This is a genomic window from Saccharothrix stipae, assembly GCF_054781895.1.
Genome location: NZ_BAAGTN010000025.1, coordinates 204,815 through 216,115, shown reverse-complemented (window position 1 = coordinate 216,115; position 11,301 = coordinate 204,815). Strand labels below are relative to the sequence as shown.

The following is an 11,301-nucleotide window of genomic DNA, read 5'->3' as shown; positions in this document are numbered from 1 at the left end:
CCGCCGAACAATTTTTCAGCCTTCAGGGGCACTCGACTGGTTCGAGTGCCCCTGAAGGCTTTTTGCGTTACGGTCGTTTCGTGGCCGAGGTGACGAGACATGACGACTTAGCCGAGTTCTGGGCGTTGACGGGCGACTTCTACAACGCCGACCCCGTGTTCCACACCATCCCGATCGCGGCGGTCAACCGTTGGCTGAACCACCCCGACCCGGACGACGAGCCGCCGTTGCTGGTCACCGTTTTCGAGGACGGCGTCCTGGTCGCCGCGGCCCTGCGCACCCCGCCGTGGCCGTTGACGCTCAGCGGTGTCGGACCGCGGTGGGTGGAGGCCGTCGCGGACGCGCTGGCGGGTGACGTGGAACTCCCCGGCGTCAACGGTCCTCGGGAGTCGGTGGAGCCGTTCGTCGTCGCGTGGGCCGCCCGCACGGGGTGCAACGCCCGAGAGCACATGGCGCTGCGCCTGTACCAGCTCGGTGACCTGGTCCCGCCCGACGTCCCCGGCGCCGCGCGACTGGCGACGGAGGACGACGTACCCCTGCTGAGCCGCTGGCGCTCGGACTTCAGCGTCGAGGCGACCACGCAGGTCCACGACGAGGGCAGCGCCGAACGCGCGGAGCGGCTGACGCGCGTCAGCCTGGCCGCCGGGAACGGCCACCTCATCTGGCACCACGGTGACACGCCGGTGGCGTGGGCGGCGGCGAACGCCCCGGCGTCCGGCATGTCGCGCATCGGCCCGGTCTACACCCCGCCGGAGCACCGCAGGCACGGTTACGGCGCGGCGGTCACCGCGGCGTGCGCCTCGTGGGCGCAGCAGAACGGCGCCGAGCACGTCGTGCTCTACACCGACCTCGCCAACCCCACGTCGAACTCGATCTACCAGCGGATCGGGTTCCGGCCGGTGGTCGACTCGGCGGAGTTCGTGTTCACCCCGGCCGGTGGCTGAGCAGGTCACCCGGCTGGCAGTCCAGCGCGTCGCACAGCGCGGTGAGCGTGCTGAACCGGATCGCCCTGGCCCGCCCGTTCTTGAGCACCGACAGGTTGACCACGGTCACGCCCACGCGGTCCGCCAGCTCGGTCAACGTCATCCCGCGCTCGGCCAGCAGCCGATCGAGGTGCACCTGGATGGTCACACGGTTCCTTCGAGGTCCTCACGCATCGCCGCACTGGTCCGCATGATCTTCGCAAGGGACAGCATGCCCAGCCCGGTGGCCACCGCCCACCACGGGATGTCCCACTCGCCCGTCAGCAACGGGAGGTCGGCGTCCGGCAGGACTTGCGACAGCAGCCGGACCTGGGCGGCGGCTTCGCCGAGGGTCGCGACCGGCACGGCGACGAGCGCGAACCACCCGAGGCGGCGCAACCGGTCCGCGGTGACGACCGTGTGGACGCCCTCGACGGCGCCGCGTTCGAGCAGGCGCATGAGCAGGAAGAGCAGGAGGGCGTAGCTCACCATCGGCAGCACCAGGTCGGCCAGGCCGAGCACCCGGTCCCAGCCGTCGGGCCGGCTGACGCAGATCCGCAACGACTCCGCGCTGACGTGGGCGACGTCGCCGCGCACCTTCGTGCCCATCAGCTCCGTGCCCAGCTCCGAGGTGAAGCACACGGACGTGCCGTAGGAGGCGAACGCGACCAGCAGCACCGCGACCGCCGACAGGACGGTGGTCACCGACCACATGAGTCGGATGAACCCGGTGAAGGGCTGCAACGGGTTGCGCGGCGCGCTCACACGGTTCCTTCGAGGTCCGCGCGCATCTCCGCGCTCGTCCACATGATCTTCGCCAACGACAGCAGCCCGAGACCGGTGATGACCGCCCACCAGGGTGCTTCCCAGTCACCGAAGAAGGACAGGAAACCCGCGTCGAAGGTGACGGCGGCGTGCACGAGCGTGGTCCGCGCGACCGACTCGACCATCGCGGCGGCGGGCAGCACCCACAGCAGGTAGTGCCCGAGCCGGTGCACGCCGGCCGCCGTGCCCACCGTGTGGATGCCGTGGCGCGCGGCGTCCCGCAGCAGCTTCACCAGCAGCAGCAACGCCGCGAGCTGGGCGAGCGATGTGGTGCCGTCGGTCAGGAAGCCCAGCACGTGCTGCCACGGTGCCGGGGCGTCGACGCACAACGTGACCCGGTCGACGTCGTCCACCCGCACGCCGGCGGCCAGGCCGACGCCCGCGGTGTCGTGCGGCCAGTACTTCGCGGTGAAGCAGACCGGGTCGAACAGCCCGATGGTCAACCGCACCGCCGTGGCGAGCCCGAACGCGCCCAAGCCCACCGCCAACGCCGCGCCCACCACGCCGGTCAACGGCTCCAACGGGTTACCCCTCGACATGACATGCCCCCCGCATATCGTTTATCGATGTTATCGAGAAACGATACCGCCGAGGACTTCCCGTGTCACGGGCCGGTTGCGCGCGTGGGAGGAGAACACCAGCGAGGTGGTGGTGTCGCCGTACCGCTGGGCCTGCTCCACGAACTCCTCCAGCTCGACCATCGACCGGCACACCACGCGCAGCAGCCAGCAGTCGTCACCGGTCACGTGGTCGGCGTCGCGCACCTGCGCCGTGGTCACCACCCGTTCCCGGAACCGGGGCGTGTCCAGGCTGCGCACCCGCACCCGGACGATCGCCTCGATCGGCAACCCGAGCCGCTGCGGGTCGACCACCGCGACGTACCCGGTGACGATCCCGGCCTGCTCCAGCCGTCGCACGCGCTCGGTGGTCGCGGGCGCGGACAGGGAGACGCGCTTGGCCAGCTCGGTGAACGTCATCCGACCGTCGCACTGGAGCAGCTCCAACAACTTCCAATCCAGATCGTCCAGTTCCACCGTGGAATCGTAAGCCGAACCCGAGCCACACCTGGAGTTCTCCATGGGGAAGAACACGCTGGTCAGCGACGATTTACCCATGACCAACACGCTCCGCTTCCCCGCTGCCGACCCCGCTGCCGCCGCCGCGTTCTTCGCCGCCGAGCTGGCCTTCGAGGCCGACCCGGACGACGTGGTCCGCGACCTGGGGGCAGGCACGACCGAGGGCTTCCGGCTGGTCGAGACGCGCAGTCCCGAGGCGTTCGCCCGCCTGCGCATCCCCGGCGCGGTCAACCTCCCGCACTGGGACGTGGACGAGACGACGACCGCCGACTGGGACCGCGACCTCGTCTACGTCTGCTACTGCGAAAGCTTCGAGTGCAACGCCGCTACCAAGGGCGCGCTCAAGCTGTCACGGCTCGGGTTCAAGGTGAAGCGGCTCGCCGGCGGCATCACGACCTGGCACGCGTCGGGCTACCCGGTGGAAGGCGATGCAGTGGAGGGCGATGCAGTGGAGGGTGGCGCGAGCCTGCACCGCATCTCGTGTGACTGCTGAACTACCCTCGGCCGGGTGACGCGCATTCTCGTGCTGCAACCCGGACACGACGACCCGCCCGGCCCCCTCGGCGACTGGATGACCGCCGTCGGGGCGGTGCTGGACGTGGTGAAGCCCTACGAGCAGCCGGTGCCGGACTCGCTCGACGGCTACCAGGGCGTGGTGTGCCTGGGCGGCGCGATGGGTCCGCTGGACGACGCGGAGCACCCGTGGCTGGCCGACGTGCGCAAGCTGCTGTCGCACGCGGTGGCCAAGAGGGTGCCGCTGCTGGCGATCTGCCTCGGTGCCCAGCTGCTGGCCGCGGCGACCGGCGGGCAGGTGCGGCGCAACCCGAAGGGGCCCGAGATCGGGATGGGCCTGGTGGCCAAGCGGGACGCGGCGAGCGGTGACCCGCTGTTCGGCGAGCTGCCGTGGACGCCGGACGTGCTCCAGTTCCACTACGACGAGGTGGCGCTGCTGCCGCCGACCGCGTTGCTGCTCGCGTCCTCCCCGAAGTGCGCCAACCAGGCGTTCCGGGTCGGTGATCGCGCCTACGGCGTGCAGTTCCACATCGAGACCACCCCGGAGGTGGTTCTCCAGTGGGCCGCCGGCAACCCCGACGGCGTGGCGGGTGCGCTCGACCCGGACCGGCTCGCCCAGGGGCACGAGGACATCCGTGAGGTGTGGCAGCCGTTCGCCGAACGATTCGTGCGCCTCGCGGCGGGTGAGCTGACGATCCACCGGAGCCTGCCGTTGGTGTGATGAACCTCCGCTGATGCGAGTGTTCATTGGCTGGACAGGTAGCGTTCACCTTCGACTGTGTCGTTCCAGCCGGAGGAATCAGCGTGGATGCCTCGCTCCTCGTCATCATCGTGGTCGTCACGGCGTTGGTCTTCGACTTCACCAACGGCTTCCACGACACCGCGAACTCGATGGCGACCTCCATCGCCACCGGCGCGCTGCGGCCGCGCACGGCCGTGGCGTTCTCCGCGGTGTTGAACCTCGTGGGCGCGTTGCTGTCGGTCGAGGTCGCCAAGACCATCTCCGGCGGCATCGTGGACGACGCCCGGATCACGCCCGCGATCGTGTTCGGCGGGTTGATCGGCGCGATCATGTGGAACCTCGTGACCTGGTACGTCGGCCTGCCGTCGAGCTCGTCGCACGCCCTGTTCGGCGGTCTCATCGGCGCGACCTGGATCGCGGCGGGCGCGGACGCGGTGCACTTCGCGAAGGTCGTGGACAAGGTCGTGGCGCCCGCGATCGCCGCGCCGCTGGTGGCGGGCGTCGTGGCGATGCTGGCCACCTACCTGACCTACCGGCTGACGAAACGCGCGCGCAAGTCCGTGACGGACCGGGGTTTCAAGACGGGCCAGATCGCGTCGGCCGCGCTGATGTCGTTGGCGCACGGCACGAACGACGCGCAGAAGACGATGGGCATCATCACCCTCACGTTGATCACCGCCGGGACGCTCGCGCCGGGCGCGGAACCACCGCTCTGGGTGATCCTGAGCGCGGCGGTCGCCATCGCGTTGGGCACCTACCTGGGCGGTTGGCGGATCACGAAGACCCTCGGCTCGGGCCTGACCACGATCGAGGCGCCGCAGGGCTTCGCCGCGCAGACCAGTGCGGCGACCGTGATCATGGCGTCGTCGCACCTGGGGTTCGCGCTGTCCACGACGCACGTCGCGTCCGGCGGCATCATGGGCTCGGGCCTGGGGCGCCGGCTGGACGGCGTGCGGTGGGGCGTGGCGGGCCGGATGGCGGCGGCGTGGGGGTTGACGCTGCCGGCGGCGGGTCTGGTCGGCGCCCTCGCGGGCAAGGTCGCGTCGCTGGGCACGGCCGGCGTGGTGGCCGTGGCGGTGGTCGGCCTCGGGGTGTCGCTGGTGATCTGGCTGCTGTCGCGCCGTGAGCCGGTGCGGCCCGAGCACGTGGTGGACGAGATCGCGGCGCAGGCCGAGACGCACAAGGTGGTGCTGTGAAGATCGACTGGGCGGCGTTGGGCGCCGTGTTCGGGGTGAGCCTCGCGGTGGTCCTGGGGCTGGTGCTGCTGTTCTCCGGCGGGCTGCGCGCGTGGTCGGCACGCGAGGGGGCACGGGAGCGGCAGGCGTCGACGGCGTTGCCGACGGTCGCGGCGGTGGCCTGCCTGCTGGCGTGCGTGACCGTAGTGTTGTTCGGCATCTACTTGATCGTGGCGGGCTGAACCCCGCTCCGGCTCCCGGGCGGACTACGGTGTTCGTCGATGACCGATCCAGCTCGCCAGCCCACGTCCCCCGCGCGGTTCGGCCTCACCGAGGCGCGCAGCGGCGAGCACCTGCGTGCCGCCGGCTGGTGGGAGGGGCGTCGGCCCAGCGAGGGCAACGAGCCGGTGCTGGTGGCGTTGTCCCGCAGCCCGGACCCGGACCTGGCGTTGCGCGGGATCGACCGGCTGCGCGTCGCGCTCGGCGACCGGTGGCCCGAGCTGGACCAGGCGTTGCGGGACGGCGAGGCGTTGCGCGGGCGGCTGCTGGCGGTGCTCGGCTCGTCCACCGCGCTGTCGGACTTCCTGGTCGCCAACCCGGACCGCTGGCACGGCCTGGTCGACGCCGAGCCGGTGGACGCCGAGTCGTTCGCGCCGGCGCTGGTCGGCGCGGTCGACGGGCTGACCGGCCCGGACGCGGTGCGGGCGTTGCGCCTGGAGTACCGGGCGCTGCTGTGCCGGATCGCCGCCGAGGACCTGGCGCACGTGGTCGAGCCCGAGCAGCGGTACGTGAACTACGACGACGTGGCCAGCCTGCTGTCGGACCTGGCGGTGGCCGCGTTGCGGGCCGCGCTGGACGTCGCCGCGCGGCAGGTGCCGCGGTCGGACGAGTGCCGGCTCGCGGTGATCGCGATGGGCAAGTGCGGCGCGCGGGAGCTCAACTACGTCAGCGACGTGGACGTGGTGTTCGTCGGCGAGGGCGACCTGGCGGTGGCGACCCGGCTGGCGGGCGCGGTGATGCAGGTCGCGGGCCAGGCGTGCTTCGAGGTGGACGCGGCGCTGCGGCCGGAGGGCAAGGCGGGCGCGCTGGTGCGCACCCTGGACGGCCACGCCACCTACTACCAGCGGTGGGCGCGGACGTGGGAGTTCCAGGCGCTGCTCAAGGCCCGGCCGGTCGCCGGTGACGAGGAGCTGGGGCAGCGGTACATGGACGTGGTGCGCCCCCTGGTGTGGACGGCCGCGGAACGGGAGAACTTCGTGCCCGACGTGCAGGCCATGCGCCGCCGCGTCGAGGACCACGTGCCCGTGGGGCTGACCGACCGGGAGCTCAAGCTGGGTCGGGGCGGGCTGCGGGACGTCGAGTTCGCCGTGCAGCTGCTGCAACTCGTGCACGGGCGCGGTGACGAGGAGTTGCGGATCTCCACGACGACCCAGGCGTTGGCCGCGTTGGGGCGCGGCGGGTACGTGGGCCGCACGGACGCCGCCGACTTCGGGCGTGCCTACCGGTTCCTGCGCACGTTGGAGCACCGGTTGCAGTTGCAGCGGATGCTGCGCACCCACCTGTTCCCGGCCGACGACGACGTGGCGTCGCTGCGGTGGCTGGCGCGCGCGTCGGGGTTGCCGGGCGAGGGCGGGCTGTCGGAGAGCCAGGTGCTGCTCGCCGAGTTCCGCAAGCGCGCGAACCAGGTGCGCCGGCTGCACGAGAAGCTGTTCTACCGGCCGCTGCTCCAGGCCGTCGCGAACGTGCCCACCGAGGCGCTGCGGTTGACCACCTCGCAGGCGGCGGCGCGGCTGGCCGCGTTGGGGTACGCCGCACCGGACGGCGCGTTGAAGCACATCGAGGCGCTGACCAAGGGGGTGTCGCGGCGGGCCCGGATACAGACCGCGTTGCTGCCGGTGCTGCTGGACCTGTTCGCCACCACACCGGACCCGGATCGTGGGCTCCTGGCGTACCGGAAGGTGTCCGAGGCGTTGGCCGAGACGCCCTGGTACCTGCGGCTGCTGCGGGACGAGGGCACGGTGGTCGACCGGCTGGCCGCGTTGCTGGGCACGTCGAAGCTCGTGCCCGACCTGCTGGTGCGCGCGCCGGAGGTGCTGCCGCTGCTGGCCGACACGGACGCGTTGGTCGGTCGCGACCCGATGGCCATCGGCAACCCGCTGCGCAGCGCCGTGTCCCGGTACAGCGACCTGGACCGCGCGGTCACCGCCGCCCGGTCGCTGCGCCGCCAGGAGCTGCTGCGGGTGGCGTCGGCGGACCTGCTCGGGCTGGTGCCGCTGCGCACGGTGTGCGTGTCGCTGTCCGAGGTGTGGGTGGCGGTGTTGCAGGCGGCGTTGGACGCGGTGGTGCGGTCGGCCGGTGAGCGGGCGGCGTCGATCGCGGTCATCGGCATGGGTCGGCTCGGTGGGCGTGAGCTGGGGTACGGCTCGGACGCCGACGTGATGTTCGTGTGCGAGCCCGCGCCGGGCGTGAGCGACCCGGACGCCGCCCGGTACGCCTCATCGGTGGTCGAGCAGGTGCGGCGGCTGCTCAGCGCGCCCAGCCAGGACCCGCCGTTGCAGGTGGACACCGACCTGCGGCCGGAGGGCAGGCAGGGGCCGCTGGTGCGCACGCTCGACTCGTACCGGGCGTACTACGCGCAGTGGGCCGAGCTGTGGGAGGCACAGGCGTTGCTGCGGGCCCGGGTCATCGCGGGTGACGCGGAGCTGGGCAGGCGGTTCATCGAGATGACCGACCCGGTCCGGTACCCGGCGCGCGGGTTGGACGCCGGCGCGGTGCGGGAGATCCGGCGCATCAAGGCCCGCGTCGAGGCCGAACGGCTGCCGCGCGGCGCCGACCCGTCCACCCACACCAAGCTCGGTCGCGGTGGGCTCGCCGACGTGGAGTGGACCGTGCAGCTGCTGCAGTTGCAGCACGCGTTCGAGGTGCCGGGCCTGCGCACGCCCTCGACCGTGCGCGGGCTGCGTGCCGCCACGGAGGCCGGGCTGATGTCGTCGGACGACTCGTCGGCGCTGATGGACGCGTGGGTGATGGCGACCGAGGCGCGCAACGCCGTCGTGCTGGTGAAGGGCAAGGCCGGTGACCAGCTGCCCACGGCCGGGCGCGACCTGGCCGCGGTGGCCTCGGCGATGGGGCACGCGGGCGACCCCGGCGGGTTCCTGGACTCCTACCGGCGCACGACGCGTCGCGCGCGGGCCGTGATCGAGCGCATCTTCTACGGTTCCTGAACACTGGGGTTCGTGAAAGCGATCGCGCAGAACGAATTCGGAGATGCCGAAGTCCTCGTGGTGCGGGAGCTGCCGGACCCGCCGATCGCCCTGGACCAGGTGCTGGTCGAGGTGCGTGCCGCCGGGGTGAACCCGGTCGACCGGCTGGTGCGCATGGGGTACGTGGCGGGGTCGACGCCGCACCACTTCCCGCTGATCCCCGGCTGGGACGTGGCCGGGGTGGTGCGTGCCGTGGGTGCCGCGGTGGACGGGTTCGCCGTCGGCGACGAGGTGTTCGGCTACCAGCGCAAGGACCACGTGCAGCACGGGACGTACGCGGAGCTGGTCGCGGCCACCGAGCGCGGGTTGGCGCACAAACCCGCGTCGTTGTCGTTCGAGGAGGCGGGCGGGCTCGCGTTGACCGGGCTGACGGCGTTGCAGGCGTTGCGCAAGGTCGAGGTGTCCGAGGGCGACACGGTGCTCGTGCACGCCGCCGCCGGCGGTGTCGGGCACCTCGCCGTCCAGGTGGCGCGGATCCTCGGCGCGGCACGGGTCATCGGCACGGCGTCGCCGCGCAACCACGACTTCCTGCGGTCCCTCGGCGTGGAGCCGGTGGGCTACGGCGACGCGCTGGTGGACAACGTGGCCGAGCTGGTCGGCGGCGACGGGCTGGTCGACGTGGCGTTCGACTGCGTCGGCGGCGCGGCGCTCAACGACTCGCCCGCGCTGGTGCGCGACCCGGCCCGGATCGTGTCCATTGTGGATACCAACGTGCTGGAGCTCGGCGGGCGGTACGCCTACGCCAAGCCCGTGCAGGCCGACCTGGAGTGGTTGGCCCGGCACGCGGGCGCCGGTGAGCTGAAGGTCGAGGTGCAGCAGACGTTCCCGCTGGCGCAGGCCGCCGATGCGCACCGGCTGCTGGAGGGCAAGCACGTGCGGGGCAAGGTCGTGCTGACGGTGTGACCTGCGTTACCCGGTGGTGGGAGGGCCCTCGCCCTTGTTCCTCGCGGGCGAGGGCCCTCCGCTGCCTCACTCCTCGTCGACGGTCGGCACCGTGGTGAGCAGTTCGACGATCCACTCCTCCACGAGCGTGTCGTCGGACTCCTCGTCCTGCACGAGGCGGTTCGAGACCCGGACACCGAGGCCGAGCACGTCGGCGGCGCCGATCGCCTCGATCGCCTCGGCGGCGGAGTCGAAGATGTTGGTGGACAGCACCTGGGCGGGGGTTGCGACGTCATCAGACACGGCGTGACCCTAACCGTCCTCCCCGATAGGGGGACGGGCAGCCCTACCGGTATCGACAGCGTGGTGATCGGGGACTACGCACCGTCGAACTGGGGGCCGTGCGCATTGACTATTGGTGTTCCTTATGTCGAGACTATCCGCACTCCTGGGGGAGATTCACGTTCGCACGCGTGCGCCCGGACGAAGGACGTCATGGACGACGAGACCCACCGCAAGAAGAGCAGCGCGGCTCTGAAGATCAGCTTGGTCGTGCTCGGAGTGCTGGTGCTGCTCGGGGTGATCCAGGCGGTCACCGCCGGCACGGTCGGCGTCGGCGCCTTGAGCGTCACCCTGCGCGAAACCTCTTCGACGGTACCGACCTCGCAGACGACGACGTCGGACGACACCATCGGCCTGGACGGCGCGGTGGGCACGGAGCCCTCCCCGGGGTCGTCGGCGTCGTCCTCGGAGTCCGCCGAGATCCCGCCCGGTACCGACGCCAAGGTCCTGACCGGGTCGTGGAAGCAGGCGCGCGGGCTGCTCACGGTGGAGGTCACCAAGGTGGAGAACCTGGGTGGCCGCCTCAAGGTGTTCGTCACCGCCATAAACGCCAGCACCGCGAAGATGGACCTGCCGGTGGCGTCCGTCTCGGCGGTGGACGACGTGAAGCGCGACTACGGCGCGTCGGTGTCGACCAGCAGGTGGCCGGTGTCGATCGCGAAGAACTCCAGCATCAACGGGTTCCTGGAGTTCGACCGGCGGGTCGGTGCCGACAGCGGCACGTTCTCGCTGACGTTCGCCGGGATCATCGGCCAGCTCGCGCCGACCGGCGGTGCGGTCACCGTGACCGGTGTCCCGATCCCCAAGTAGGTGGACGTCCTCCCGGGTGTGGTGCTGGGGTTGCTCGGTCTGCTCGGCCTGTGGCTCCTGCTGATCCTCGGTCTGCTCGTGATCCGGCCGCGGGGCGCCGCCCTGTCACAGGCCGTGCGCCTGCTGCCGGACGTGCTGCGCCTGGTCGCCCGCCTCGCCCGCGACGACCGCGTGCCCCGTTCGGCGCGGGTGCGGTTGTGGCTGCTGCTCGCGTACTTGGCCCTGCCGTTCGACCTGGTGCCCGACTTCATCCCGGTGCTGGGATATGCCGACGACGCGATCGTGGTCGGCTGGGTGCTGCGTTCGGTGATCCGCGCCTCGGGGCCCGAGGTGGTGGCCGAGCTCTGGCCGGGGACACCGGAGGGCTTGGCCGTGCTGCGCAGGCTGACGGGCTTCGGTCGCGGTACCTGATCAGGAGGCCGTGAACGGTGATGGACTTGTTGCCGCCTTCGCGGAATCCCTTCAAGCCCGACTCGGTTGCTTCCTCTAGCGTGCAGTAACAGCGCGGCTCCGTTGCGCGACATCGGAGGCAGGGGAGGGCATCGCCATGGGAGACGACGTGCCGCCGGGCACACCGTTGGATCACTTGCTGTCGACCGGTGATTCGGAGGACGAACCGCTCGACGAACAGGACTACGACCTGGGGCCGCCGCCCTCCACCGGGTCGCAAGCAGGCGATCGGGTGTCCGTGACGGGGCCGTTCACCTACCT

14 protein-coding genes are annotated in these 11,301 nt (G+C 71.5%); 9 read left to right on the top strand and 5 right to left on the bottom strand.

Annotated elements, in window-relative coordinates:
* Positions 1-80 precede the first annotated feature (80 nt).
* Entirely contained in the window at positions 81-944 is an 864-nt protein-coding gene (locus tag ACYVLT_RS37455) for a GNAT family N-acetyltransferase (protein WP_461124891.1), read from the top strand.
* Here the strand turns inward: ACYVLT_RS37455 and ACYVLT_RS37450 are convergent.
* From ACYVLT_RS37450 to ACYVLT_RS37435, 4 genes are read right to left on the bottom strand one after another with little or no spacing between them, the layout of a single operon-like run.
* A complete protein-coding gene (locus ACYVLT_RS37450; RefSeq protein WP_360461611.1) occupies positions 925-1,131 on the bottom strand; it encodes a helix-turn-helix domain-containing protein in 207 nt (68 codons plus the stop codon). The two genes, ACYVLT_RS37455 and ACYVLT_RS37450, sit on opposite strands and share 20 nt — an antisense overlap.
* Positions 1,128-1,727: a hypothetical protein gene (locus ACYVLT_RS37445; protein WP_461124890.1), complete on the bottom strand. Its 600-nt coding sequence runs from the start codon at positions 1,725-1,727 to the stop codon at positions 1,128-1,130. The genes ACYVLT_RS37450 and ACYVLT_RS37445 overlap by 4 nt, the downstream gene beginning before the upstream one ends.
* Positions 1,724-2,326 carry a hypothetical protein gene (locus ACYVLT_RS37440; RefSeq protein WP_461124889.1) on the bottom strand — a complete coding sequence of 201 codons (603 nt, stop codon included), beginning with the start codon at positions 2,324-2,326 and terminating at the stop codon, positions 1,724-1,726. The genes ACYVLT_RS37445 and ACYVLT_RS37440 overlap by 4 nt, the downstream gene beginning before the upstream one ends.
* 30 nt (positions 2,327-2,356) lie before the next feature.
* Positions 2,357-2,821, bottom strand: coding sequence for an Lrp/AsnC family transcriptional regulator (locus tag ACYVLT_RS37435; protein ID WP_461124888.1), 465 nt, complete (start codon positions 2,819-2,821; stop codon positions 2,357-2,359).
* Positions 2,822-2,900: 79 nt separating this feature from the next.
* Here ACYVLT_RS37435 and ACYVLT_RS37430 point away from each other — a divergent pair, with 79 nt between their 5' ends.
* The 6 genes from ACYVLT_RS37430 (at position 2,901) to ACYVLT_RS37405 (ending at position 9,459) form a co-directional block, all read left to right on the top strand.
* Positions 2,901-3,356, top strand: coding sequence for a rhodanese-like domain-containing protein (locus ACYVLT_RS37430; protein ID WP_461124887.1), 456 nt, complete (start codon positions 2,901-2,903; stop codon positions 3,354-3,356).
* Positions 3,357-3,434: 78 nt separating this feature from the next.
* Positions 3,435-4,097, top strand: a complete 663-nt coding sequence (locus ACYVLT_RS37425; RefSeq protein WP_461124902.1) for a type 1 glutamine amidotransferase — start codon at positions 3,435-3,437, stop codon at positions 4,095-4,097.
* Positions 4,098-4,180: 83 nt separating this feature from the next.
* Positions 4,181-5,314: an inorganic phosphate transporter gene (locus ACYVLT_RS37420; RefSeq protein ID WP_461124886.1), complete on the top strand. Its 1,134-nt coding sequence runs from the start codon at positions 4,181-4,183 to the stop codon at positions 5,312-5,314.
* Positions 5,311-5,535, top strand: a complete 225-nt coding sequence (locus ACYVLT_RS37415) for a hypothetical protein (protein WP_461124885.1) — start codon at positions 5,311-5,313, stop codon at positions 5,533-5,535. Before ACYVLT_RS37420 ends, ACYVLT_RS37415 begins: the two co-directional genes overlap by 4 nt.
* A gap of 39 nt (positions 5,536-5,574) precedes the next feature.
* Positions 5,575-8,517, top strand: coding sequence for a bifunctional [glutamine synthetase] adenylyltransferase/[glutamine synthetase]-adenylyl-L-tyrosine phosphorylase (locus ACYVLT_RS37410; RefSeq protein WP_461124884.1), 2,943 nt, complete (start codon positions 5,575-5,577; stop codon positions 8,515-8,517).
* Between the two features lie 12 nt (positions 8,518-8,529).
* Entirely contained in the window at positions 8,530-9,459 is a 930-nt protein-coding gene (locus ACYVLT_RS37405; protein WP_461124883.1) for an NADP-dependent oxidoreductase, read from the top strand.
* A gap of 66 nt (positions 9,460-9,525) precedes the next feature.
* Here the strand turns inward: ACYVLT_RS37405 and ACYVLT_RS37400 are convergent, their stop codons facing one another.
* Positions 9,526-9,741: a hypothetical protein gene (locus tag ACYVLT_RS37400; protein WP_053717413.1), complete on the bottom strand. Its 216-nt coding sequence runs from the start codon at positions 9,739-9,741 to the stop codon at positions 9,526-9,528.
* 192 nt (positions 9,742-9,933) lie between these two features.
* Between ACYVLT_RS37400 and ACYVLT_RS37395 the strand changes: the two genes are divergently transcribed.
* On the top strand, positions 9,934-10,590 hold the full coding sequence (locus ACYVLT_RS37395; protein WP_461124882.1) for a hypothetical protein: 657 nt from the start codon (positions 9,934-9,936) through the stop codon (positions 10,588-10,590).
* Positions 10,591-11,001: a YkvA family protein gene (locus ACYVLT_RS37390; protein WP_461124881.1), complete on the top strand. Its 411-nt coding sequence runs from the start codon at positions 10,591-10,593 to the stop codon at positions 10,999-11,001. It begins immediately after the preceding gene.
* Positions 11,002-11,301 lie beyond the last annotated feature (300 nt).

Coding starts and splice junctions, on each gene's coding strand:
- ACYVLT_RS37440 (WP_461124889.1), bottom strand. CDS start 2,326: ATGTCGAGGGGTAACCCGTTGGAGCCGTTGACCGGCGTGGTGGGCGCG.
- ACYVLT_RS37430 (WP_461124887.1), top strand. CDS start 2,901: ATGACCAACACGCTCCGCTTCCCCGCTGCCGACCCCGCTGCCGCCGCC.
- ACYVLT_RS37425 (WP_461124902.1), top strand. CDS start 3,435: ATGACCGCCGTCGGGGCGGTGCTGGACGTGGTGAAGCCCTACGAGCAG.
- ACYVLT_RS37410 (WP_461124884.1), top strand. CDS start 5,575: ATGACCGATCCAGCTCGCCAGCCCACGTCCCCCGCGCGGTTCGGCCTC.
- ACYVLT_RS37395 (WP_461124882.1), top strand. CDS start 9,934: ATGGACGACGAGACCCACCGCAAGAAGAGCAGCGCGGCTCTGAAGATC.